Here is a 25,807-nt window from a genome sequence, read left to right on the forward strand (position 1 = left end):
GGGTATTGCCTCTCTTCAGGGTTATTCTGAGACGCCGCCGTAAAACCTTACAATCCGGCGAGCTCAGCCTTACTCCGGTTGGAAACCGAAACGCAAATCGTTAAAGGAGATTAACCTTTAGGACGCTTGGCGCCGTACTTAGAACGGCCCTGCTTGCGGTCGTTTACGCCGGCACAGTCAAGTGCACCGCGTACAGTGTGGTAACGCACACCCGGCAGGTCTTTTACACGACCGCCGCGAATCAGTACCACGCTGTGCTCCTGCAGGTTGTGGCCTTCACCACCGATGTACGAAGTTACTTCGAAACCGTTGGTGAGACGCACACGGCAAACTTTGCGCAGTGCGGAGTTCGGCTTCTTCGGTGTAGTGGTGTACACGCGAGTGCAAACTCCACGACGCTGCGGGCTGGCCTGCAGAGCGGGAACGTCGCTTTTTTCGACTTTGCGTTTTCTCGGCTTACGAACCAACTGGTTGATCGTTGCCATTAAAAATCACTCCAAAAATAAAATGCCCCCACCTCTTACAGTGAGGGCCTGTCGTCTGTGTGTAGCGCCGACTCGAAGGCCGGACGAAACACCCCACATCAGCGGGGGCCGCATTCTATAAGCGACAACCCGCCTAGTCAATCGGCGACGGAAGTAAGTGCTTACATCACAGACAGTCGCCAATCTCACTCGGCACCGAAATGCCTGGATATACCCCACTCCGCCGGCAAGGCAGAGTGGGAATACACCTTATTCGCCAGAGGACTTCAAGGCCTCGGTCAAGGCCGCTTCCACCTCTGCTGCGGAAGGACCTTCACTGAAGCTCTCTTCCAACTGCAGGCTGCGCTTGCGCTTGCGCTCGCTGTGGTAGGCCAGACCAGTACCTGCCGGAATCAGGCGACCCACTACTACGTTCTCTTTCAGACCGCGCAGGCTGTCTTCCTTGCCGGTTACCGCCGCTTCAGTTAGAACGCGAGTAGTCTCCTGGAACGAAGCCGCCGACAGGAAGGACTCGGTGGCCAAAGAGGCTTTAGTGATACCCAGCAACAGACGCTCGAATTGCGCAGGCTGCTTGTTTTCGGCACGCAGCTGTTCGTTCTCTTCTATCACGCGTTGGTATTCAACCTGATCGCCCTTAATAAAGCCGGAGTCACCCATCTCGGTGATCTCCACTTTACGCAGCATCTGACGCACAATCGTCTCGATGTGCTTATCGTTAATGCCTACACCCTGGAGACGGTAAACTTCCTGGATCTCATTGGTGATGTAGCGTGCCAGCTCTTCCACACCTTTCAGGCGCAGGATGTCATGCGGGTTTGACGGGCCATCAGAGATAACCTCACCCTTTTCTACGGTTTCACCCTCGAACACAGTCAGCTGACGGTGCTTCGGAATCAGAACCTCATAGTGATCCTTACCGTTGGCCAGAGGCTTGCCGTCGCGCGGAGTAATCTGCAGACGAACCTTGCCCTTGGTCTCTTTACCGAAGGAAACAGTACCGGAGATTTCCGCCAGGATAGACGGCTCTTTCGGCTTACGGGCCTCGAACAGGTCGGCAACGCGCGGCAGACCACCGGTGATATCCTTGGTACCACCGGATTCCTGCGGAATACGCGCGATAACGTCACCCACGTTCACTTGTTTGCCTTCAGCCAGACTGAGGATGGCGCGCGGCGGCAATGCGTAGTGCGCCGGCGCATTACTGTTAGCCAGAGTCAGCTCTTCGCCATTTTCATCAACCAGGGTTACTGCAGGACGCAGGTCTTTACCCGCTGCCGGACGCTCGGCCGGATCGATTACCTCAATAGAGGACAGACCGGTAATATCATCGGTCTGCTTGCGAATAGAGAGACCGTCTTCCATACCGGACAGCTTCACCCAACCGGCAACCTCGGTGATGATCGGGTGGGTGTGCGGATCCCACTTGGCCACGATCTGGCCACCGTCTACCTCAGCACCTTCGTAAACGCTGATCACAGCGCCGTAAGGCAGCTTATAGCGCTCACGCTCGCGGCCAGCACCATCAGCAATAGCCAACTCACCGGAGCGGGAAACCGCTACCAGAGTGCCAGCTTCGGTTTTCACTGTCTTCACATTGTGCAGGCGTACGGTACCGCCCAGCTTCACCTGAATACTGTCCGCTGCAGAAGCACGGCTCGCAGCACCACCAATGTGGAAGGTACGCATGGTCAGCTGAGTGCCCGGCTCACCGATAGACTGTGCGGCAACAACACCCACAGACTCACCTGGGTTGGCGCGGTGGCCACGGGCCAGGTCACGACCGTAACACTGGGCACAAATACCGTGGGCGGTGGTACAGCTGATCGGGGAGCGAACCAGAACCTCATCGATACCCATGGCTTCGATGCGCTCTACCCACTTCTCGTCGATCATAGTGCCAGCGGGAACGGCAATTTCATCGCTACCAGGCTTGAGGACATCACGGGCTACAACACGGCCGAGGATACGGTCACCGAGAGACTCGATTACGTCACCACCCTCAATTACCGGCGCCATTGTCAGACCATCATCGGTGCCACAATCCACTTCAGTGATTACCACGTCTTGAGCAACATCCACCAGGCGGCGAGTCAGGTAACCGGAGTTAGCGGTTTTCAGTGCGGTATCCGCCAGACCTTTACGAGCACCGTGGGTCGAGATGAAGTACTGCTGTACAGTCAGACCTTCACGGAAGTTCGCGGTAATGGCGTTCTCAATAATGGAACCATCTGGACGAGCCATCAGACCACGCATACCAGCGAGCTGGCGAATCTGCGCCTCAGAACCCCGTGCGCCTGAGTCGGCGTACATGTATACAGAGTTGAAGGAATCCTGCTCGGCTTCTTTACCCTCGCGATCGATCACCTTCTCTTTCTTGATCCCCGCCATCATTGCCTGGGTTACCTTATCGTTGGTACGGGACCAAACATCGATAACCTTGTTGTACTTCTCACCCTGGGTTACCAGACCAGAAGCAAACTGGCTTTCAATCTCTTTTACTTCAGCTTCAGCAGCGCCGATCAGGTCGGCCTTGGCAGCTGGGATTTCAAAGTCATTCACACCAATGGAGGAACCGGACTTTGTAGAGAAATCGAAACCGGTGTACATCAGCTGGTCAGCGAAAATAACTGTCGCCTTCAGGCCCACCTTGCGGTAGCACTCGTTAAGCACACGAGAAATGGATTTCTTTTTCATCGGCTGGTTAACCAGCTCGAACGGTAGGCCTTCCGGTACGATGTTCCAAAGCAGCGCACGGCCGACAGTGGTGTCCTGTACAGAGATACTCTCGTGCTTCTCCCCATCCTCACCAAGAATCTTCTCGCGGATGCGCACCTTGACTTTCGCCTGCAAGCCAACCTGCTTGGCGTAGAAGGCGCGGCTCACTTCCTTGATATCGGAGAAGAACATGCCCTCGCCTCTATCATTTACACGCTCACGGGTCATCCAATACAGACCCAGCACCACGTCCTGGGAAGGTACGATGATCGGTTCACCGTTTGCGGGCGACAGGATATTGTTGGTGGACATCATCAGCGCGCGGGATTCCAGCTGCGCTTCAATAGTCAGCGGTACGTGTACTGCCATCTGGTCGCCGTCGAAGTCGGCGTTATAGGCGGCACAAACCAGCGGGTGCAGCTGGATTGCTTTACCTTCAATCAGTACCGGCTCAAACGCCTGGATACCCAGACGGTGAAGAGTCGGGGCACGGTTAAGCAGTACCGGGTGCTCGCGGATAACTTCGTCGAGAATATCCCAAACGACCGCTTCCTCGCGCTCTACCATTTTCTTGGCAGCTTTGATGGTGGTGGCCAGGCCTCGGGCTTCGAGCTTGCCGAAAATAAACGGTTTGAACAGCTCCAACGCCATTTTCTTGGGCAGGCCACACTGATGCAGGCGCAGGGTCGGACCGACCACAATTACGGAACGACCGGAATAGTCAACACGCTTACCCAGCAGGTTCTGACGGAAACGACCTTGCTTACCTTTAATCATGTCCGCCAGGGACTTCAGCGGGCGCTTGTTAGAGCCAGTGATGGCACGGCCGCGACGACCATTATCCAACAGCGCATCCACAGATTCCTGCAGCATACGCTTTTCGTTGCGCACGATAATATCTGGCGCATTCAACTCGAGCAGGCGCTTCAGGCGGTTGTTACGGTTAATCACACGGCGGTAGAGGTCGTTCAGATCGGAGGTCGCAAAGCGGCCACCATCCAACGGTACCAGTGGGCGCAGATCCGGCGGCAGAACAGGCAGTGCCTGCATTACCATCCACTCGGGGTTATTGCCGGACTTGTAGAAAGCTTCCAGCAGCTTCAGGCGCTTGGACAGTTTCTTGATCTTGGTCTCGGAGTTGGTAGCCGGGATCTCTTCACGCAGACGCTGAATCTCAGCAGGCAATTCGATGTCACTCATCAACTCCTGGATCGCTTCGGCACCCATCTTTGCTTCGAACTCATCGGCGAATTCTTCCATCGCCTCGAAGTACTGCTCGTCATTTAGCAGCTGGCCGCGCTCCAGGGTGGTCATGCCGGGCTCGGTTACCACGTAGGATTCAAAATACAGCACACGCTCGATATCACGCAGGGTCATATCCAGCAGCAGGCCGATACGGGACGGCAGGGATTTCAGGAACCAGATATGCGCAACCGGGCTAGCCAGCTCAATGTGGCCCATACGCTCACGGCGCACTTTGGCCTTGGTAACTTCAACGCCACACTTCTCACAGATAATGCCGCGATGCTTCATGCGCTTGTACTTACCGCACAAGCACTCGTAATCCTTCACTGGACCAAAGATCTTGGCACAGAACAAACCTTCGCGCTCTGGCTTGAAGGTACGATAGTTAATGGTCTCCGGCTTCTTCACTTCGCCGTAGGACCAGGAGCGAATCATGTCCGGCGAGGCCAGACCGATGCGGATCGCATCAAACTCTTCCAGGTGCTCCTGGGACTTCACCAGATTTAATAAATCTTTCAAGGCCTTTCCTCCACTAGGGGATAGTCAACCCGGCAGACAAGCTGTGCCGGGTGGGCCGGTGCCCTACTGCATTCAGGGGCGCCGGCACTTGTCTCAATTCGCCTGCTAACAGGCTGCTGCACAAATCGGTCTTACTCGTGCTCGAGCTCGAAGTTCATACCGAGAGAGCGGATTTCCTTAACCAGTACGTTGAAGGATTCCGGCATGCCGGGCTCCATACGGTGGTCAGAGTCCACGATGTTTTTGTACATCTTGGTACGACCTTCCACGTCATCGGATTTAACTGTGAGCATTTCCTGCAGGGTGTAAGCCGCACCGTAAGCTTCCAGTGCCCAGACCTCCATCTCCCCGAAACGCTGACCACCGAACTGGGCCTTACCGCCGAGTGGCTGCTGGGTAACCAGGCTGTAGGAACCAGTGGAACGCGCGTGCATCTTGTCGTCCACCAGGTGGTTCAGCTTGAGCATGTACATGTAGCCCACAGTCACAGGACGTTCAAAGGCATCGCCTGTACGGCCGTCGTGCAGAGTAATCTGTCCGGAATCTGGGATATCCGCAAGACGGAGCAATTGCTTGATTTCGCTCTCATCGGCACCGTCGAATACGGGAGTTGCCATAGGCACACCGCGACGCAGGTTGTGCGCCATTCCCATGACTTCCTCATCGGACAGGGTTTCCAGCTCCTCACGGCGACCACCGGTGGAGTTGTAAACCTCTTCCAGGAAACCGCGTACCTTGGCAATTTCCTGCTGCTCCTTAATCATCTTGTCGACTTTGACGCCGAGGCCTTTAGCAGCCATGCCCAAGTGCATTTCCAGAACCTGCCCGACGTTCATCCGCGAGGGAACCCCCAGTGGATTCAGAACGATGTCTACCGGCTCACCGTTTTGGTCGTACGGCATATCCTCAACGGGCTTGATTACGGAGATCACACCCTTGTTACCATGGCGACCGGCCATCTTGTCGCCCGGCTGGATGCGGCGCTTGATCGCCAGGTAGACCTTAACGATTTTCAATACGCCTGGAGCCAGGTCATCGCCGGACTCCAGTTTCTTCTTCTTGTCTTCGAAGGCTTCGTCCAGCAGCTTACGGCGCTCTTTCAACTGAGCTTCCGCCTTTTCCAGCTGATCATTCAAGCCTTCTTCTTCCATACGCAGCTTGAACCAGTCTTCGCGTGGCAGCGCACCCAGCACTTCAGCAGTCAGTTCCTGACCTTTGCTGATACCTTTACCACCAGCGGCTTTCTGGCCTTGCAATGCGTTCTGCAAGCGCTCAAAAGTAGCGGCTTCAACGATGCGGTATTCTTCGTTCAGGTCCTTGCGAACCTCATCCAACTGGGCTTTCTCGATATCGATGGAACGCTGGTCTTTTTGCAGACCGTCGCGGGTAAACACCTGTACATCGATCACGGTACCGCGGGTGCCGCTAGGCGCACGCAGGGAGGTGTCCTTAACGTCGGAGGCTTTCTCACCGAAGATTGCGCGCAGCAGCTTCTCTTCCGGAGTCAGCTGTGCTTCACCTTTCGGAGTTACCTTGCCCACCAGAATATCGCCGGGGCCCACTTCCGCACCGATATACACGATGCCGGATTCATCCAGTTTATTCAGCGCAGACTCACCCACGTTAGGAATATCCGCGGTGATTTCCTCACTACCCAACTTGGTATCACGGGCAATACAGGTCAGCTCCTGAATATGGATGGTGGTGAAGCGGTCTTCCTGTACAACACGCTCACTGATAAGGATGGAGTCCTCAAAGTTGTAACCATTCCAGGGCATAAATGCGATGCGCATATTCTGGCCCAGTGCCAGCTCACCCAGATCAACAGACGGGCCATCGGCAAGAATGTCACCGCGCTCAACGCGATCACCGGTGCTTACGATCGGGCGTTGGTTAATACAGGTATTCTGGTTGGAGCGGATGTACTTGGTCAGGTTGTAGATATCCACACCTGCATCACCGGCTTCAACCTCAGCATCAGCCACTCGCACTACAACGCGGCTGGAATCTACACGTTCAATCACACCGCCGCGCTTGGCTACCACACACACACCGGAGTCACGCGCCACAGTGCGTTCCATACCGGTACCCACCAACGGCTTTTCAGCACGCAGGGTTGGAACCGCCTGGCGTTGCATGTTCGATCCCATCAATGCACGGTTGGCGTCATCGTGCTCAAGGAAAGGAATCATTGCCGCAGCTACAGAAACCACCTGCTTAGCGGATACATCCATATACTGAATTTCACCCGGCGCTTTCAGGGCGAATTCATTTTGGTGACGCACGCTCACCAGGTCATCGGTGAAATTGCCTTCATCATCAACAGCAGCAGACGCCTGGGCAATTACGTAGTTGGCCTCGTTAATCGCAGACAGGTACTCGATTTCGTCGGTAACCTTGCCATCAACCACTTTGCGGTAGGCACTCTCAAGGAAGCCATAGTGGTTGGCACGGGCGTAAGTCGCCAGGGAGTTAATCAGACCGATGTTCGGTCCTTCCGGTGTTTCAATAGGACATACGCGGCCGTAGTGCGTAGGGTGTACGTCTCGTACCTCAAAGCCGGCGCGCTCGCGCGTCAGGCCGCCCGGGCCCAGTGCGGAAACACGGCGCTTGTGGGTAACTTCCGACAGCGGGTTGTTCTGGTCCATAAACTGAGACAGCTGTGAGGAACCGAAGAACTCTTTAACGGCAGCTGCTACCGGCTTGGCGTTGATCAGGTCTTGCGGCATCAGGCCTTCAGACTCTGCCATGGACAGGCGCTCTTTGACCGCGCGCTCAACACGCACCAGGCCAACGCGGAACTGGTTTTCAGCCATCTCACCTACGGAACGCACGCGACGGTTACCCAGGTGGTCAATATCGTCCACCATACCCTGGCCGTTGCGGATATCGATCAACATTTTCAGCACATCAACGATATCTTCTTTGCTCAGAGTGCCCTGGCCTGTTTCATCTTCACGGCCCAGGCGGCGGTTGAACTTCATGCGGCCAACCGCAGACAGGTCATAGCGCTCGTCGGTAAAGAACAGGTTCTCGAACAGGGACTCCGCAGATTCCTTGGTAGGTGGCTCGCCCGGGCGCATCATGCGGTAGATCTCCACCAGCGCTTCCAGCTGAGTGCGGGAGGGCTCTGCACGCAAGGTATCGGAGATAAACGGTCCCCGGTCCAGATCATTGGTGTACAGAGTATCGAACTGCTTGATATTCAGCACACGCAACTGCGCGATCACTTCTGCAGTGATCTCGGTATTACACTCGACCGCAATTTCGCCAGTGGATTCATCGACAATATCGTGGGCCAAGGTGCGGCCAAACAGGTACTCCAGGGGTGCTTCCAGTTTCTCAACACCGGCCTTTTCCAGCTGGCGAATGTGGCGCGGAGTGATACGACGCCCCTCTTCCACAATCACCTTGCCCTGGTCATCTTTGATATCAAAGGAGGCAACGTCACCACGCAAGCGAGAAGGGATCAGTTCCAGGCTGACGTGATCCTCGTGCAGCTCAAACCTGCTGGTCTCGAAGAACATCTCCAGCATTTCCTGGGAGCTATAACCCAGTGCACGCAACAGAATCGTCGCTGGCAGTTTGCGGCGACGGTCGATACGTACGAATACCAGATCTTTCGGGTCGAACTCGAAATCCAACCAGGATCCACGGTAAGGGATAACTCGTGCGGCGTACAACAGCTTACCGGAGGAGTGAGTCTTGCCTTTGTCGTGATCGAAAAATACACCCGGGGAACGGTGTAACTGGGATACGATTACCCGCTCAGTACCATTGATTACAAAAGTACCGTTGTCGGTCATGAGCGGGATTTCGCCCATGTACACTTCCTGCTCTTTGATGTCCTTGATGGACTTATTCGCAGACTCTTTATCGTAAATAATCAGGCGTACTCGCACGCGCAGTGGGCACGCGTAAGTGACACCGCGCAGGGTGCACTCTTTTACATCAAAAGCCGGCTTACCCAGCGTATAGCTCACGTACTCCAGGGCGGCATTGCCGGAATAGCTGACAATTGGAAATACAGATTTAAACGCCGCCTGCAGGCCAACATCCAGGCGGTCATCTGGGCGCTTGTCGGCCTGTGTAAAATTGCGATATGAATCCAGCTGTATCGCAAGCAGGAAGGGCACATCCATGACCTTAGGCAGTTTGCCAAAATCCTTGCGGATACGTTTTTTCTCAGTATATGAGTAAGCCATTCAAATTCCCCAGCTTGATCAGTGACAAGACTTCGTGGAACTCCATTCGGGAGTTCCTCCGGGCGAGAAGCCTCTGAGCAACACAGTTTGGGCTGTACTGATCAGAAACCTCTCCGCTTGCTTTTAGGCAGCATGGCTGCGCTATGGTTAAATGAGGTTTGCCACGGTTTTTCCTTCCGCCGGCACCACTAAAAACCTCAGTACCGCAAACGGCAAAAAGGCCGGCGGACAAAGTCCACCAGCCTTACCGCTACCTGCCGCTTTACGCGACTGCTAGCGGGAATCGCAACAACTGAATTACTTCAGTTCTACAGTTGCGCCAGCTTCTTCCAGCTCTTTCTTAGCGGCTTCAGCTTCGTCTTTGGTTGCGCCTTCTTTCAGCGGGCTCGGAGCGCCGTCAACCAATGCCTTGGCTTCTTTCAGGCCCAGGCCAGTGATGCCGCGAACAGCTTTAATCACGTTCACTTTCTTGTCGCCTGCAGAGGTCAGGATCACGTCGAAAGAGTCCTTCTCTTCAGCAGCAGCCTCGCCGCCAGCCGGACCGGCTACAACTGCTGCAGCAGCAGTTACACCGAACTTCTCTTCCATCGCTTCGATCAGCTCAACAACGTCCTTAACGGACATTTCAGCAACAGCGTTGATGATATCTTCTTTAGTCAGAGACATGAGTCATTACCTGAATTGGTTTGAGCAGTAGCTGCTCGTATTTCGTTTTGAAGCTGCGATTCGCTCTTGCGAAAAAATTATGCAGCTTCCTGCTCTTTTTGGTCGCGAACGGCCGCAATAGTGCGAACCAGCTTGCCAGCAGATGCTTCTTTCAACACGCTCATCAGCTTGGCGATCGCCTCGTCGTATGTCGGCAGGCTTGCCAACAGTGCGACGTCGGTGATCGCGCCTTCGAAGGCAGCACCTTTCAGTTCCAGCTTGTCATTGCCCTTGGCGAACTGGCTCAGGATGCGCGCACCGGCACCCGGGTGTTCGTTGGAAAATGCAATGATGCTGGGACCTACGAATTTGTCGGTCAGACATTCGTAATCGGTTCCTGCCAGAGCGCGACGCGCCAGAGTATTGCGGACGACTTTTAACCAAACGCCGTTCTCGCGAGCCTCTTTGCGCAGGGCAGTCATGTCATTCACGGTTACGCCGCGGGAATCCGCAACTACCGCAGACAGAGCACCCTCAGCAGCTTGCTGGACATCTGCGACAATCGCTTTCTTGTCTTCGAGTCCAATAGCCATAGTGTCACTCCTGGATTTGAAAAAATCGGACTTAACCGTCCGATCCGTTCCGGTGCATAAAGCTCAAATCCAGCAAAAAATACTGGTTTGGGCGACACCGTCTGCGTAGGCTCAAACCTCTTAGCGACCAACCTGGCCGAGGTTTGGATTAAGCCAGACACGTTAAACCTCAACGCACCGGGCACCTACGGTCTTTGACGGCCCACATTTCTGCCGAAGCATCAAGTGGACCCCAAAGTTCATTTCGGCATACAGCCCCAGAGGGCTGCACTGCCATAATTAGATGGTCAGAGAAGACTGGTCGATAACCAGGCCCGGGCCCATAGTGGTGCTCAAGGTGATCTTCTTCAGGTACACGCCCTTAGCGGAAGCCGGCTTGGCTTTCTTCAGGTCGGCAACCAGGGCTTCCAGGTTTTCTTTCAGTGCATTTGCATCGAAAGCTACCTTGCCGATACCGCCGTGGATGATGCCGCCTTTGTCAGCGCGGAAACGCACCTGACCAGCTTTGGCATTCTTAACAGCAGTGGCAACGTCTGGAGTTACAGTGCCAGTCTTCGGGTTCGGCATCAGGCCACGCGGGCCGAGGATTTGACCCAGCTGGCCAACTACGCGCATCGCATCCGGAGAAGCGATTACTACGTCGAAGTCCATCTTGCCGGCTTTAACATCGGCAGCCAGCTCATCCATACCGATCAGGTCAGCGCCCGCTTCCTTAGCGGCGTCAGCATTTGCACCCTGGGTGAAAACAGCTACGCGAACTTCTTTACCGGTACCGTGCGGCAGAGTGGTCGCACCACGAACAGCCTGGTCGGATTTACGCGGGTCGATGCCCAGGTTTACAGAGGCGTCTACAGTCTCTGCAAACTTAACGTTGGACAGCTCTTTCAGCAGGGCAACAGCTTCTTCAATGCCATAAGCCTTGCCAGCTTCCACTTTCTCAGCGATAGCGCGCTGACGCTTGCTCAATTTAGCCACTTAGAGACCCTCCACTTCGATACCGGCACTGCGTGCGGAACCGGCGATGGTGCGCACGGCCGCGTCCATATCGGATGCAGTCAGGTCGGCTTTCTTCATTTCCACGATCTCTTCCAGCTGAGCACGGGTAACCTTGCCCACCTTGTCGGTATTAGGACGACCGGAACCGCTCTTGATCTTGGCAGCCTTGCGCAGCAGTACCGCGGCAGGCGGAGATTTCATAATGAAGGTGAAGGAGCGATCACTGTAAACAGAGATCACAACCGGCACTGGCAGACCTGGCTCGAGGCTCTGGGTCTGGGCATTGAACGCCTTACAGAATTCCATGATGTTCACGCCGTGCTGACCCAGTGCAGGACCTACGGGTGGACTTGGATTGGCCTGACCGGCCTTAACTTGCAGCTTGATATAAGCTTCTACTTTCTTAGCCATTACAGCTCTCCTCTAGATGGGTGGTAACGCCCATTCCAACTAACCACTATGATCAAAGGAACCGGCTCCCCAAAACCCCAAAAATAAAACTTATTTTTCGGGGACGCGAAAACCCCCTTCCACCTCGCGGCGAAAGAGGGCAAAAAAATATACTGGAATCAGGTCTTTTCTACCTGGCTAAATTCCAGCTCAACCGGGGTGGAGCGTCCGAAAATCAACACTGCTACGCGCAAGCGGCTCTTCTCGTAGTTAACTTCTTCAACCACACCATTGAAATCATTAAACGGACCGTCGATAACCCGAACCATTTCGCCAGGCTCAAACAGTGTTTTGGGCTTCGGCTTATCGACAGAATCATCAATGCGATTCAGGATAGCCTGCGCCTCTCGATCGGTAATAGGCGCCGGCCTATCCGCCTTACCACCGATAAAACCGAGCACACGTGGAGTTTCTTTTACCAGGTGCCAGGTATCATCATTCAGTTCCATTTCCACCAGAACATAGCCGGGGAAGAACTTACGCTCACTTTTACGCTTCTGTCCTGCTCGCATCTCCACCACTTCTTCGGTGGGAACCAGCACTTCACCAAACAGGTGATCCATTTCGTGCAGCTCAATTCGCTCTTTTAGGGAGCTGGCAACACGCTTCTCATATCCCGAGTAAGCCTGGACCACATACCAATGCTTTGACATGTATCAACCTTTAGCCGATGAGTTTGGATGCCGCCCAACCTAATGCGGAGTCCAGCGCCCAGAGAATTAACGCCATAATCAATACAAAAACCACCACAATCACTGTGGTCTGGGTTGCCTCTTGGCGGGTCGGCCAAACCACGCGCCTGACCTCGGTTTGCGCCTCGCGCAACAGTTGCCAGAGAGCATTGCCTTTGGCGGTATTTACTGCCACAACCAGAGCGACCAAGCAGATGGCAGTAACTGCCAACACGCGGTAGATCAAGGGGAATTCGGCATAATAAGAGTTGCCCGCGACAGCACCGCCAACCAACAGCACTATCAGCAGCCACTTTAGGCCGTCAAGACGAAAGGTTTTCGCTTCTGCTTTAGCATTCATATATGAAGCCCTTAGCGCACTACAGATAAGCCCCTAGTGCTCAAAAACACAAAAGCCCCACTCATAAGCAGGGTTTCGCGACACCCCTAAGCTTATCCTAAGCGGAGTGATTGAAAATGGCAGGCCAGGAGGGACTCGAACCCCCAACAGCCGGTTTTGGAGACCGGTGCTCTACCAATTGAACTACTGGCCTGTACATCACGAGTGCTTTAACACTCGAAGATGGAGAGGACTATAGCCTGCCCTCTCATCTGGTGCACCGCCAAGGAACCTCGGCGGCACGAAGATCAAAGATTACTCGATGATCTTAGCAACAACGCCCGCACCTACGGTACGACCACCTTCGCGAATAGCGAAGCGCAGGCCGTCTTCCATGGCGATCGGAGCGATCAGGGTAACAACCATTTGAATGTTGTCGCCCGGCATTACCATTTCAGTACCTTCCGGCAGCTCTACCGCACCAGTTACGTCGGTAGTACGGAAGTAGAACTGAGGACGGTAGCCTTTAAAGAACGGGGTGTGACGACCACCTTCGTCCTTGGACAGTACGTACACTTCCGCTTCGAACTTGGTGTGCGGAGTGATAGAACCAGGCTTAGCCAGTACCTGACCACGCTCCACTTCGTCACGCTTGGTGCCGCGCAGCAGCGCGCCGATGTTCTCACCTGCACGACCTTCGTCGAGCAGCTTGCGGAACATCTCAACACCAGTACAGGTGGTAGTGGTGGTCTCTTTGATACCAACGATCTCGATCTCGTCGCCAGTGTGGATTACACCGCGCTCTACACGACCGGTTACCACGGTACCACGGCCGGAGATAGAGAATACGTCTTCGATCGGCATCAGGAACGGCAGGTCTACAGCGCGCTCCGGCTCAGGAATGTACTCGTCCAGGGTTTCAACCAGCTTCTTAACAGCGGTGGTACCCATTTCGTTGTCGTCTTCGCCGTTCAGGGCCATCAGAGCAGAACCAACGATGATCGGAGTGTCGTCACCCGGGAACTCGTACTGATCCAGAAGTTCGCGAACTTCCATCTCTACCAGCTCGAGCAGCTCTTCGTCGTCTACCATGTCCGCTTTGTTCAGGAACACAACGATGTAAGGTACACCTACCTGACGGGAGAGCAGGATGTGCTCACGAGTCTGCGGCATGGGGCCGTCAGCTGCGGAACATACCAGGATAGCGCCGTCCATCTGAGCAGCACCGGTGATCATGTTCTTAACGTAGTCGGCGTGTCCCGGGCAGTCTACGTGCGCGTAGTGGCGAGTCGGGGACTCGTACTCAACGTGAGAGGTAGCGATGGTGATACCGCGCTCACGCTCTTCCGGTGCATTGTCGATACCGTCGAAAGCTACAGCGTCACCGCCCCATACTTCCGCACATACGCGGGTCAGAGCAGCGGTCAGGGTGGTTTTACCGTGGTCAACGTGACCGATGGTGCCCACGTTCACGTGGGGCTTGGAACGTTCAAACTTTTCTTTTGCCATTGCAGCCTCCTAATATAGGTGAACCGTTAACGATCCCACCCATGTCCAGAACATGCGCATCCGACCCGGAAAACCCCGACCCCGGACACAAACAACCGCAAGAGCTCTCACCCTCGCGGCTATTAAAAATGGAGCTCATGGGCGGATTTGAACCGCCGACCTCACCCTTACCAAGGGTGTGCTCTACCCCTGAGCTACATGAGCAAATATCTCGCCAAACCAGGCGACCACAAGGCTTGCCAATCCGGAGGATATTCCAGCTGAACCCATAACTGGAGCGGGCAGCGGGAATCGAACCCGCATCATCAGCTTGGAAGGCTGAGGTTCTACCATTGAACTATGCCCGCTTGCGGGAGCCTCCAAACGAAACAATCCGTTTCGCTGGCAACACCTTACGGTGTAAAAAATGGTGCAGGGGGTGGATTCGAACCACCGAAGCTTTCGCGTCAGATTTACAGTCTGATCCCTTTGGCCACTCGGGAACCCCTGCCTCAATGCGGGGTGCATTCTCTACACCTTCCGCTGCACTGTCAACATTTTTTTCTTTAAATTTCACAGACTTACCTGCGAAATTTAATGTTGAACAATGCTGGGATAAAATGGAGCTGGCGAGAGGAGTCGAACCCCCGACCGGCTGATTACAAGTCAGCTGCTCTACCAACTGAGCTACGCCAGCACTATCCCATTCATTGGCGAAGTTGATTGGTCAGCCTCGTCAATGGAGGCGGGATTCTAGGGGAAGTTATCCTGACAAGCAACACCCTTTTTACAGATAAATCGGAATTTTTTGTGTCGCCATTTGCCTCATAGAGAAAAATTCAGCCGCTAAATATCAAGCCGTGAGGATTAAGACCTATAGTCGAGAGCCTTTCAGCTCGCCACTTCTGAACAAAGATTTCTGCGCCGATCCAGCTTGGGGTGCTCTTCCTGCAGATGTTGCCAGAATTCTCCAGCCAAACGTTCAGCCTGCCCAGGCGCCAATATAATCCAACGCTCCATATGAGTCTGAGGCTCTTCACGGAACTGCGCCCCAATTCCCTTTTCCGCCAGTTCTTCAGCAAGACCTTCTGCGCGTTCGCGTTCACTGAAAATACCAAATGATATACCGTCGGCAAGAGCACCCTTGGGGATTACATAGCTATCGATACCCTGGGCCTGCAGTTCACGCAAACGGTTGAATGCCTCTCTACGAGAGTTCAGCGGCGGTAAAAAAACCCAGTAACGCATCTGCCCTTGCATTTGAATTTCGCGAAGACTGGCAGAAACCTGGAGGGCGGAGAGACGCTCCACTATATCCTTCCCCAGATATTCTTCGGGAAAAGGCCCGATCAAGGTACACAATTGCTCTCCAGAGACCTCAGTGGCTAACGGGGCCGTCTCCTCTTCCACTGGGGGCAGCTGTTCTGGCGATATTTCACTAACCAAGACAATTTCCTGGATTTCAGTGCCCCGACCTGGGCTGACAACACTGACGGTGCCATCATTAGCTGGGGATGCCGCCATAAACCAGGCAAACACCCCCAGATTAAGTATCAGTAAGAAGAGAGCGATCCAACGCATAACAGTCTTTATATTTAGGGATTACTCAACGCCAAGCCATCCAGTACCAACTCCGGCACCAAGTGATGCTCACTTTGATAGAGAGAGGACAGTAGCGCCCCATCTCCACCGGTAAGCCACAGTAACGGCTCCCCACCAGTATAATTTCGCAGTTGATCAAGTGCCCGATCGATTGCCCCAAGCACCATTAGAAATAGTCCGCGATTAATGGCCTCATCGGTATTGCGCCCAGCACTTAACGATGTCGTCAATGTAAACGCCTGCGCACTCCTGGCCGCATGAGTATCCAGCCGCAGAGAGCGCTGCATTAAACCTATACCGGGTACGATATACCCACCAAGGTGACCTCCGTTATTGTCTATCAAATCTAGGGTAACCGCGCTGCCACAGTCCACAATTAGTGCTGCACTCTGGTCCCGGCCATATGCGGCAAGCATCGCCAGCCATCGATCAGTACCTAATACCTGGTGGTTGTCATAGCCACAGGTAACTCCGGCACATTCTTCGAGTACCTGTGAGAACTCCACATCCAGAGAAAACAAGGATCTTACATGCTCTGACAACGACTCAGCGACTACGGGGCCCGCAACATTTACCACGCGAACCCGCTTGGGCTGCAACTCCAGGCCCAGCTTATCCCAGCCGTCCGGCATACGACCTTCACGCAAGTCGGAGGTACCAAAATGCCCGCGCATATCTACCTGCCCTTCGTTTAACAGGCGCCATTTGCCACGGGTATTACCAATATCCAGTTCCAGAATCAAACCTGCCCCCGCAAAGAGATTTCCCCTCCATGAAAGTGTTTCAGCTCTCCATCCATATCTAAAATTAAGGCACCTTTGTCATCTACCCCGGCGGCGATACCGGCCCAAACCTGAGAACCGGCCTGCAGTGTGACCGGCTGACCGGCAAATTGATCCAGCTTGGTCCAGGCATCCCGGTAAGCACTAAATCCTCTTTGTGGATATTCGTGCAATAACGGTAACAGCTCATCCAATATCGCAGCCACTAAATGGTTACGCGGTATCCCCGGGCAAATCTGCTGCAAATCCGCCCAAGGCTGATCAATTTCAGTGGCGGTTTCAATGCGCAGGCCACTATTCAGCCCTATGCCGATAACCACAGCACAGCGATCGGTCAGATCCCCCTTGAGCTCAAGCAAAACCCCTGCAAGCTTCCGGCCACGGCACCAGATATCATTGGGCCATTTCAAGCGGATATCCGGTACCGAAAAACGTTCTAATGCCCGCGCCAACGCCACCCCTACCGCGAGGCTCAGTCCCTCCAGGCTTTGCACTCCGCCGCTGAACTCCCAGCCGACAGACAAACTCACCCCAACCCCATAAGGGCTGATCCAGCCTCGACCGCGACGCCCTCGACCAGCACTCTGTCTTTCTGCAAGCATGGCAATAGCATGCCCACTACCCTGCTCCATGCGAGTTAAGAGCTGCGTATTCGTCGAGCCCACCTCGTCAAATAAAATCAGCTCGCGTAAAAGAGCATTGGAATTATCCCCAAGCCCCTCGTAAATCTTGTCCGAAGAGAGCAACTCCAACCCTCCAGGCAAACGGTAACCCCTCCCTTTAACCGATTCGAGCGCCAATCCGTAATGCTCAAGTTTCTTTAATTGCTTCCACACTGCAGCGCGGCTTACTCCAAGGGCTGCACCGAGAGATTCCCCAGAATGCAGATTACCATCAGCCAGTAATTCCAATACCGGGCGTAACTGTTCCAGTGAGCTTTTTGCGATAGTGTCTTGCAAGGCGATCAACTTTTTATATAGCGACGAAAATAACGATGTCCGAGGCTGGTCAACACCTCATAACCAATAGTGCCAGCGTATTCTGCCACCTCATCCACCGTTAGCTCTTTATTGAGAACATCTATGGACTGCAGAGATTCCCGGTCTTGGTCGGATAACGCAGAGATATCGAAAGTCGTGGAATCCATAGATATACGACCGATTATCGGTAGATGGCGACCGCAGGCCCAGCCGCGACCCCGGCCACCCTGAGCCCGGATTATACCGTCTGCATAGCCACCCCGAGCCACTGCCAGCCAGCTTCCTGCTGCAGCCTGTTGGGTCGCTCCATAACCAACAGACTGTTCGCGACTGACAAAACGCTTTTGCACTATCGGTAGACTGAGTGCTACTGTGGGCCTCATTGGATTGGGAGTACCGGGAACCGGGTTAATCCCGTAGAGAGCAGATCCGGGGCGGGCAATATCAAAGTGATAATCCTCACCGAGGAAAATGCCTGAGGAATTAGCGAGGCTCAGCTGCACCTCGGGACACAGTGAACGCAGCCTCTCACCAGCTTCTTTAAAACTGCGCAATTGAAAGCTATTTTGTGGATGGAGCGGCTCATCCGCACAAGCCAGATGGCTGAGAAGGATGCGTATATCCGCGGAGTCAAGTAATTGCCGGTCCCCCAGTAGTAGTTCAAACTCCTCCTCGCTGAGACCCAGGCGCGTCATACCCGAATCTACTTTTACCGCACAGGGAGCCACTAATTCCGCGCGAGCACATATTTCGACCCAATTGCGCAATTGCTCCAGGGTAAACAGTGTTGGCATCAACCCTGCGTGGGCACACTCTAATTCTGCCCCATTTCGCACCCCGGTTAGAATAACGATGCGGACCTCGTCCCCCAGCTCTCTACGAAGACGCTCCCCTTCCGCTTGGGTTGCAACAAAGAAGTCCCGGCAGCCTTGCCGGTAGAGGGTCGGCGCTACCTGGGTCATACCTAGGCCATAGGCATCCGCCTTGACCACAGCGCCACAGCGGGCGCCACCAGCCAACTTCTCGGTCAGATCTAGATAGTTATCAGCAATTGACTGCAAATTAATACTCAGCAGCCCCTCGCGGAAGTCATTCATGCCAATACAACTCTCAATTCATCAGCTAGGTAGCCCCAAGCAGGCTCTCACGACTCAAAGCACGTGCACCTACTAATATACACAGCCCAACCAAAGATAGGGTGACCAAGGAGCCAGCAAGAGCCAAGGGTACAGGTATCGCCTCACCTGCCATTAACAGGCTGAGCCATTGTTGCTGCCCGATTAAGGGGGTCAGTTGCCAAGCGGGTGAGTCCAATTTAATGTCAGATAGATTTACTATCATCAGCAATGCGACAGGTAATCCCTGCAAAATGCTCAGCTGGATTTGTGCATCTTTAAAGGACTGGGAGCGCAGGGCTAAAAGAATCTGGAGAACAGCAACCAGCAATGCCAGTGGCAATAACAAAAAACTCATAGCCACCAACTCGGTTATTCCTGCAGAAAACTGCACTCCAATTTCTGCCAGTGGTAAAAGAGTAAATGATAGCGTTAAAACTGCGAGCGAAAGAAGTGACCCAAACCAACCGATACTGGTTACGGCGAGCACTTTCGCCACAATAATCTGCCAACCATTCAAGGGTTGCTGCAATAAGGTTTCGATACTCATGCGCTCCCGCTCTCCCGCAGAGGTGTCGATAGATGGAGCTGCGCTGCATACCATCAACGCCATAATCAATAGCACTGGCACCATAATTCCTAAAATAGCTAACCCCCGGCTGGACGGAGTGCTAACGTCCCTTATTTGTAACTGCCAGGGAGTAAGAACCTGAGGCGCAATACCACGTGCTGATAAACGCTGCTGCATAATTGTTTTCTGTAGGGTACCCAGGCGCTCCTGTATAAGCTGAATACCCCGCCCACCAGATTTACTTGAACCATCAACATACAAATAGACTTTGGGAGACAGGAGATTGCGATAGTCTGTCTCAAATTCTTTGCCTATTTGTAGGACAGCATCATATTTATCCTCAAGAAGTTCACGTGGAATCCCCTCCCTCAACTGATCAATCCGGAAACCAGTTCCATGTAATTGATTCTCTAATAAAGGGGCATAGTCACTACCTACAATGGCAATATTTAAATTGGTTTCGGACACTACCTTAAAAGATAGGGCACCACTTCCAATCATTATTGCTGGAAATAAAAGGGTAAAACCCAATGCAATCATTAAAGCCCGCCGATCACGCCAAACTTCAAGAAGCTCCTTTAGAACCAGTGCTTGGAATTGCTGTGATAAAACATTATCGACAATACTCATGCTACCTCTCCCTGCTGACTCTTCCCTGCCCTTTGACCATAAGCAAGCTTCACGAAACTATCCTCAAGGTTGTTACTACCTGAACGTGTATTGAGTTCGCCTGGGGTTCCACTATCGACAATAGTGCCATTTGCCATGATCAAAACAGTATCGGATAGCTCTACAACCTCAGCCATAATATGGCTCGAAAATAAAATTGCTGTTCCCTCTGACCTCAAGTTTAAAAGAGTTCTACGCAGTAACCTGGCAGCAAGCACATCTAAACCACGGGTGGGCTCATCCAAAATCAGATGGGAGGGCCGATGTACTAGCGCCCGAGCGAGAGACACCTTCATTCTCTCCCCTTGAGAAAACCCTTTTGTTCGGCGATTCCAAAGGCTGGATAGCTCTAACTCTTCTCGCACAGATTGCAATGCAAATTCTAATTTATCTCCAGCCAACCCTTGGGCACTGGCGAAAAAGGACAAATACTCCGCTACGGTAAGACGTTCATAAAGTCCTTCCCGGTCTCCAACCACGCCTAACTGCCGACGTATTTCCTTCGGATACTTTGAAACCTCGAGGCCACCAACATAAGCATGCCCACTATCTGCTTTTAGTAAACCGGTAATAATGCGAAGACATGTCGTTTTGCCCGCACCATTGGCACCCAGTAAGGCTGTTATCTGCCCATCAGCAATAGAAAAGTTCAGGTTCTTCAGTACAGGGGTTCCCGAAAACTGCTTACTAACCGAATTAACTCTAATCACTGCCGCTCCCCCCTGTTCCATTCCTTTTGAATCAGAACCGCCTCTCCGATCCAACTCTGGCCCATAAGCTCCAATCATGAACGGCGGTCTGTGAATATCCTTCACACAAGCTTGATCCAGCTTCACTTCAGGTGAAGTAAGAAATTTATCAATCAAATCAGGAATACAACCTCGAATGGAATTAATATGCCCTCCCCCCATTACTATCAGGTGCTGCTTATTGGAGAGATAATCAAGATCCTTTTGTGCATAGATTGGCGGCGTGATCGGATCCGCTTCACCCGATATTAACAATACTGGATGGTGACGGGGTTCAGGTTTGCTATAAGGCCTTTTAGGCACAGGCCATACATCACAACCACGAGAAAAAACTCAAGAAAAGCCCTGCCAATAAAAGCACCAGCAATATCCGCAGCAACTTCTTCCTCGCTGATTCGATGTAACTCCTCTGAGCAGGCAACAGAGAAAGTCAGGCCCAGGGACATTCCCGTTGTTGTATCTGAAAAAATCCCGCTATACCGGCCAATGGCAAGTAATTACCTGAGCCTGCTTCAGTGATTGCAAATGGCAGTTGCGCCGACGCTTCGGGAGAGTACAAAGCCGCCCGGATCATGCTTTGCAAGGCCCAAAGTGACATGGGTTGCTCGGATACTCTCCCCGTAACTGGGTCCGGAAATTTTTTCGCAGCGGAGTCATCCCAGTTAATCAGCAATTGTTCCAATACTCCCTGCCAATCACCAAACCGGGAGCAGGCTAAATCGGATTGACAGTCTCTCACTAAAGTTTGCAAGGCATGCTCAGCAGCCGAAGCCCCTAAAAACACCTTTGTATCTATAGGTGCTACCGCATCTAGTACCAAGGCAGTTAAACTGTCCGGATACCACTGCTGATAAAGTAAAGCTGTCCGTGTTCCCCAGGAACCACCCCACAGGGAAATCTTCTCGTGGCCGAAATGTTTCCGCACCAGTTCAAGGTCTTCAATGGTCTGGCGGCTACTGAGTGAATTGGCAAATGTTGTTTGTTGCAGGTAGCAATCTGCCAGTGATTTTGAGATCACCTCCAATTCGTTTGGCGTATTGCGATCAATACCGCAGCTAAATGGGCGGGATAATCCTGCACCGCGGCGATCCACCAATACGATTGCACGCGTTTGGTTTATTTTACGAAACTTGTTCAGCAGGATTGCAAGATCACTCGCCGCCTGTCCAGGCCCCCCGCGAGTAGATAGAGAGGCTCTTCTCCGCTTTCATCCAGCGCGGGAGAAACCATTACGGCCAGTTTAACTTGTGTGTCCCCTTTCCCAACTGTAATCCGAGAACACTGCAATGAGTATTGCCATCCATCAAGATAGCAATCGTCAGCCCCACCATCTCCTTCGGCTGCCATAGCACCATGGGCGATAAAAAACCCCATTACTAAACAACCGAAATATAACCTCCGCATCCATACCACGACAGCTTCTCCTAATCTATTTGTCGAGTACCCCAGTGTATCTAAGCTCAAGTAAACCTGTCCTTTACCATCCCATGTCAATGAATTGCATTAGCACCCTCCTCCCCACAGTGGTAAGGTTTCCGTTTTAGTTTGCCCATGACTGCACCCATGAGCTTTTCAGACCGTGAAAAACACCTAATCCGAGCCGCCTTTGCCTGGGGCCAGATCACCCAACAGGAAGGTTATACTCTCTCTGACCTGGAAATTGAGAAGTCGGTACTTTTTCGTCGCCTACTCGGTGGTCGACCACCACTCGCATTCCCTCCGCCCTTGCGCCATGGATTCCCCTGGTACGATGTAATCGAAGGGCGCGCTGAACATATTGTCAGCGCTTCAGAGGCGTCACCGGAATGCAGCATCATCGCTCCAGGCTGTAAAATTGGCGATACCTGCATTTTGATTGATGGCGCCTTCTGGCGGGTTGTAGAAACTATCCGCGAGCGGGAAGAATATATCGTCGAGTGGGGTCAATACCCTATGCAGTGGCGTTTAAGAAAACACTGGGAAGTCAATTATGAGATGACCCAGCAGCTACACAGCTTCCGTCGGGATAACCCCAACGAGGAAGTTAGTTTTGACAGCTATCTTGGGCAGCGAGAGTATCGTGAGTTTCGCATCGATGATGATCAGACAGTCTGGCTGTGTGAATGGCAGTTAAGTCGTATAAGTCTCTCTGGTTGGGTTTGGGTTGGCACATTACGCCCTCCAATAGTTAACAACTTAACCTCGATCTATGAAGACCCACTTGGGCCTATGGTTCTCGGTGAAGAGGATGTGGATAAAGGCACAGCATGGCTTCGTATTGAAGAAGCTGACAAGGAGTCCCGTTTCGTTCAGCTGGAGGGAGAGCATGAGTATCACTTCTTATCTTCAGCTAATGCGATCGCACTAAAGGGCCTACTACACCAGCTCCAAGAAGAAACAGAAACAATTACTATCCTGGACTGGGCCCAGGGTAAGCCACTACGTAGCTTTTCTCTTCCCGCACAGCTGGTTCCTCTTGATGAGCTGAGCCTAAAAGAAATGAATTACGATCTGGTCCCAGAAAATGCCTATGAACCATAGCAAACTATCTTCTGCATACTTCAGCACAACCTAAATAAAAAAGCCCCACTCAGAGGGGCTTTTTTATTTCCCTCTTATTCCACCCAACCCAAACTTTCGATCACAAAGACTTCCGTGCCACCTTTAATAAAACTGACATCTCTGTCTAAACAGGTAGTTGTTTATAACTGATGACAAGCGGATGAAGAGACGGTTACTAACAGAATCCATGGATAGACCTGTGCATAACTCCGGGATATCCACTTTCAGGCCTCTGTTTCCATAGGGGCCTTTTAATGGGTAAAAAAACACCACTGATTCTAGGGTGATTTCCACAGGTCGGCCGTTATTAACAGAATGGCTGGATAGACTTGTGTATAACTGTGGTATATCCGCTGCCAGCCTTACAGTTGTGTGACATTGCGCGAGCGCACAAAAAATCACCGGCTTTTTCATTGGTATTTTTGTGTCACTTTTATCCCTGTCAGGCCCTTTTTTACAGCGGAGATAATTTCTTTATTGGGAAGATTTTTTCCGGGAAGACTACTAGTAGTACTGCGGTAAATTATTTGGGAATGCCCTTCCAGGGAAGATTGCAGTAAAAAATAGCTGGGCGCTCAATTTTTTCCAGGAGAGAAAGTCGCGAGGAGAACTCTTTATTTACAGTCGCGTAAACGTGTTCGACTTTTTACCGGGGTTTTTCCTGATTAAATTTTTCAACTGGATTTTGAGGGCAAAAACCTGACTGGGTTATTCATTACTTTTCAGGGTTTCTTTGTCACATTATTTTCTTAGTTTTTATTTTTAGCTTTTCTTTTTTAATTTTTCTTCGTTTCATCTTTGCCTTTTTTTATTTTTAACTTCCAAGTTTTTGCTTTTCTTCTTTACGGCTCTTCACGGATATTTTTTTCACACATAAAAAAAGGGCCACCCATTGGGTGGCCCTTTCGGATTAGAAGCCTGACGATGACCTACTCTCACATGGGGAAGCCCCACACTACCATCGGCGATGTTGCGTTTCACTTCTGAGTTCGGCAAGGGATCAGGTGGTTCCACAACTCTATTGTCGTCAGGCAAACTGGCTTGGGTTGGCGCTGGTCTTATAAGCAATGTGCTTGGCCTGCCGCGTTATCGCTGTTTGCCTCGGTCATGTTGTTGACCGGCGATAACCCCAAATAAGTCGGTAAAACAATCTGTAGTAATACACCGCAAGCGATCGTATGTCTCTAACTCACAATCCGCTAGCTTAGCTAGTCGTTAGTAACCATCTCTGTTGTATGGTCAAGCCGCACGGGCAATTAGTACTGGTTAGCTCAACGCCTCACAACGCTTCCACACCCAGCCTATCAACGTGGTAGTCTTCCACGGCCCTTTAGGGGAATCAAGTTCCCAGGGAGATCTTATCTTGAAGGAGGCTTCCCGCTTAGATGCTTTCAGCGGTTATCCCGTCCGAACATAGCTACCCGGCAATGCCACTGGCGTGACAACCGGAACACCAGAGGTTCGTTCACTCCGGTCCTCTCGTACTAGGAGCAACTCTTCTCAAATCTCCAACGCCCACGGCAGATAGGGACCGAACTGTCTCACGACGTTCTAAACCCAGCTCGCGTACCACTTTAAATGGCGAACAGCCATACCCTTGGGACCGGCTTCAGCCCCAGGATGTGATGAGCCGACATCGAGGTGCCAAACACCGCCGTCGATGTGAACTCTTGGGCGGTATCAGCCTGTTATCCCCGGAGTACCTTTTATCCGTTGAGCGACGACCCTTCCATACAGAATCGCCGGATCACTATGACCTACTTTCGTACCTGCTCGACATGTCTGTCTCGCAGTCAAGCGCACTTATACCATTATGCTCATTGCATGATTTCCGACCATGCTGAGTGCACCTTCGTACTCCTCCGTTACTCTTTGGGAGGAGACCGCCCCAGTCAAACTACCCACCATACACTGTCCTCGATCCGGATAACGGACCAGAGTTAGAACCTCAAACATACCAGGGTGGTATTTCAAGGACGGCTCCACAACAACTAGCGTCGCTGCTTCAAAGCCTCCCACCTATCCTACACAAATAGGCTCAAAGTTCAGTGCAAAGCTGTAGTAAAGGTTCACGGGGTCTTTCCGTCTAGCCGCGGGTACACTGCATCTTAACAGCGATTTCAATTTCACTGAGTCTCTGGTGGAGACAGCGTGGCCATCGTTACGCCATTCGTGCAGGTCGGAACTTACCCGACAAGGAATTTCGCTACCTTAGGACCGTTATAGTTACGGCCGCCGTTTACCGGGGCTTCGATCAAGAGCTTCGCCGAAGCTAACCCCATCAATTAACCTTCCGGCACCGGGCAGGCGTCACACCCTATACGTCCACTTACGTGTTTGCAGAGTGCTATGTTTTTAATAAACAGTCGCAGCCACCTGGTCACTTCGACCGGCCTCAGCTTAGGGAGCAAGTCCCATCACCAAAACCGGCGTACCTTCTCCCGAA

Annotated in this window: 20 protein-coding genes, 5 tRNA genes and 2 rRNA genes (1 of these 27 cut by a window edge); 1 reads left to right on the forward strand and 26 read right to left on the reverse strand. The window is 52.6% G+C overall.

Features of this window, described 5'->3' with window-relative positions; genetic code table 11:
- Positions 1–110 precede the first annotated feature (110 nt).
- The 24 genes from rpsL to P3339_RS20680 form a co-directional block, all read right to left on the reverse strand.
- Positions 111–485: a 30S ribosomal protein S12 gene (gene rpsL, locus P3339_RS20565; protein ID WP_020411120.1), complete on the reverse strand. Its 375-nt coding sequence runs from the start codon at positions 483–485 to the stop codon at positions 111–113.
- A 249-nt stretch (positions 486–734) separates the two neighbouring features.
- Positions 735–4,964, reverse strand: a complete 4,230-nt coding sequence (gene rpoC, locus P3339_RS20570; protein WP_020411121.1) for a DNA-directed RNA polymerase subunit beta' — start codon at positions 4,962–4,964, stop codon at positions 735–737.
- A 131-nt stretch (positions 4,965–5,095) separates the two neighbouring features.
- On the reverse strand, positions 5,096–9,169 hold the full coding sequence (gene rpoB, locus P3339_RS20575; protein WP_282951744.1) for a DNA-directed RNA polymerase subunit beta: 4,074 nt from the start codon (positions 9,167–9,169) through the stop codon (positions 5,096–5,098).
- A gap of 297 nt (positions 9,170–9,466) precedes the next feature.
- The gene (rplL, locus tag P3339_RS20580; RefSeq protein ID WP_020411123.1) at positions 9,467–9,835 is read right to left on the reverse strand and encodes a 50S ribosomal protein L7/L12; all 369 of its coding nucleotides are present in this window, start codon (positions 9,833–9,835) and stop codon (positions 9,467–9,469) included.
- A 77-nt stretch (positions 9,836–9,912) separates the two neighbouring features.
- Positions 9,913–10,407 (reverse strand): 50S ribosomal protein L10, encoded by a 495-nt coding sequence (rplJ, locus tag P3339_RS20585; RefSeq protein ID WP_020411124.1) that lies wholly within the window; start codon positions 10,405–10,407, stop codon positions 9,913–9,915.
- 279 nt (positions 10,408–10,686) lie between these two features.
- Positions 10,687–11,382: a 50S ribosomal protein L1 gene (rplA, locus tag P3339_RS20590; protein ID WP_020411125.1), complete on the reverse strand. Its 696-nt coding sequence runs from the start codon at positions 11,380–11,382 to the stop codon at positions 10,687–10,689.
- Complete coding sequence (rplK, locus tag P3339_RS20595) at positions 11,383–11,814, reverse strand: 50S ribosomal protein L11 (RefSeq protein ID WP_020411126.1); 432 nt, start codon at positions 11,812–11,814, stop codon at positions 11,383–11,385. It lies immediately after the preceding gene.
- 158 nt (positions 11,815–11,972) lie between these two features.
- On the reverse strand, positions 11,973–12,506 hold the full coding sequence (nusG, locus tag P3339_RS20600; protein WP_026304859.1) for a transcription termination/antitermination protein NusG: 534 nt from the start codon (positions 12,504–12,506) through the stop codon (positions 11,973–11,975).
- Between the two features lie 10 nt (positions 12,507–12,516).
- The gene (gene secE / locus P3339_RS20605) at positions 12,517–12,885 is read right to left on the reverse strand and encodes a preprotein translocase subunit SecE (protein WP_020411128.1); all 369 of its coding nucleotides are present in this window, start codon (positions 12,883–12,885) and stop codon (positions 12,517–12,519) included.
- A 117-nt stretch (positions 12,886–13,002) separates the two neighbouring features.
- Positions 13,003–13,078, reverse strand: a tRNA-Trp gene (locus P3339_RS20610).
- Between the two features lie 101 nt (positions 13,079–13,179).
- Positions 13,180–14,373, reverse strand: coding sequence for an elongation factor Tu (tuf, locus tag P3339_RS20615; protein ID WP_020411101.1), 1,194 nt, complete (start codon positions 14,371–14,373; stop codon positions 13,180–13,182).
- Between the two features lie 129 nt (positions 14,374–14,502).
- Positions 14,503–14,577, reverse strand: a tRNA-Thr gene (locus P3339_RS20620).
- A 69-nt stretch (positions 14,578–14,646) separates the two neighbouring features.
- Positions 14,647–14,720, reverse strand: a tRNA-Gly gene (locus tag P3339_RS20625).
- A gap of 60 nt (positions 14,721–14,780) precedes the next feature.
- Positions 14,781–14,863 (reverse strand) — tRNA-Tyr (locus P3339_RS20630).
- A 110-nt stretch (positions 14,864–14,973) separates the two neighbouring features.
- Positions 14,974–15,049: transfer RNA gene (locus P3339_RS20635), tRNA-Thr, on the reverse strand.
- Between the two features lie 194 nt (positions 15,050–15,243).
- Positions 15,244–15,933 (reverse strand): SPOR domain-containing protein, encoded by a 690-nt coding sequence (locus P3339_RS20640; RefSeq protein ID WP_020411100.1) that lies wholly within the window; start codon positions 15,931–15,933, stop codon positions 15,244–15,246.
- 14 nt (positions 15,934–15,947) lie between these two features.
- A complete protein-coding gene (locus P3339_RS20645) occupies positions 15,948–16,697 on the reverse strand; it encodes a type III pantothenate kinase (protein WP_282951745.1) in 750 nt (249 codons plus the stop codon).
- Entirely contained in the window at positions 16,694–17,695 is a 1,002-nt protein-coding gene (gene birA / locus P3339_RS20650; protein WP_245556634.1) for a bifunctional biotin--[acetyl-CoA-carboxylase] ligase/biotin operon repressor BirA, read from the reverse strand. The genes P3339_RS20645 and birA overlap by 4 nt, the downstream gene beginning before the upstream one ends.
- Before the next feature lie 5 nt (positions 17,696–17,700).
- Complete coding sequence (gene alr, locus P3339_RS20655; RefSeq protein WP_282951746.1) at positions 17,701–18,813, reverse strand: alanine racemase; 1,113 nt, start codon at positions 18,811–18,813, stop codon at positions 17,701–17,703.
- 25 nt (positions 18,814–18,838) lie between these two features.
- A complete protein-coding gene (locus P3339_RS20660; protein WP_282951747.1) occupies positions 18,839–20,032 on the reverse strand; it encodes an ABC transporter permease in 1,194 nt (397 codons plus the stop codon).
- The gene (locus P3339_RS20665) at positions 20,029–21,123 is read right to left on the reverse strand and encodes an ATP-binding cassette domain-containing protein (RefSeq protein ID WP_282951748.1); all 1,095 of its coding nucleotides are present in this window, start codon (positions 21,121–21,123) and stop codon (positions 20,029–20,031) included. The genes P3339_RS20660 and P3339_RS20665 overlap by 4 nt, the downstream gene beginning before the upstream one ends.
- Positions 21,069–21,266 carry a hypothetical protein gene (locus tag P3339_RS20670; RefSeq protein ID WP_282951749.1) on the reverse strand — a complete coding sequence of 66 codons (198 nt, stop codon included), beginning with the start codon at positions 21,264–21,266 and terminating at the stop codon, positions 21,069–21,071. Before P3339_RS20670 ends, P3339_RS20665 begins: the two co-directional genes overlap by 55 nt.
- Positions 21,251–21,913 carry an alpha/beta fold hydrolase gene (locus P3339_RS20675; RefSeq protein WP_282951750.1) on the reverse strand — a complete coding sequence of 221 codons (663 nt, stop codon included), beginning with the start codon at positions 21,911–21,913 and terminating at the stop codon, positions 21,251–21,253. Before P3339_RS20675 ends, P3339_RS20670 begins: the two co-directional genes overlap by 16 nt.
- Before the next feature lie 41 nt (positions 21,914–21,954).
- Positions 21,955–22,194, reverse strand: coding sequence for a hypothetical protein (locus tag P3339_RS20680; protein WP_282951751.1), 240 nt, complete (start codon positions 22,192–22,194; stop codon positions 21,955–21,957).
- A gap of 189 nt (positions 22,195–22,383) precedes the next feature.
- On the opposite strand from P3339_RS20680, the gene P3339_RS20685 reads away from it, so the two are divergent.
- Positions 22,384–23,340 (forward strand): hypothetical protein, encoded by a 957-nt coding sequence (locus P3339_RS20685; protein WP_282951752.1) that lies wholly within the window; start codon positions 22,384–22,386, stop codon positions 23,338–23,340.
- Positions 23,341–24,277: 937 nt separating this feature from the next.
- Here the strand turns inward: P3339_RS20685 and rrf are convergent.
- Both rrf and P3339_RS20695 read right to left on the reverse strand, forming a co-directional pair.
- Positions 24,278–24,393 (reverse strand): 5S ribosomal RNA (gene rrf, locus P3339_RS20690).
- Between the two features lie 203 nt (positions 24,394–24,596).
- A 23S ribosomal RNA gene (locus tag P3339_RS20695) occupies positions 24,597–25,807 on the reverse strand; it runs 1,667 nt beyond the window's last position.

This window comes from Microbulbifer sp. MLAF003 (assembly GCF_030012965.1).
Taxonomy (GTDB): Bacteria; Pseudomonadota; Gammaproteobacteria; order Pseudomonadales; family Cellvibrionaceae; genus Microbulbifer; species Microbulbifer variabilis.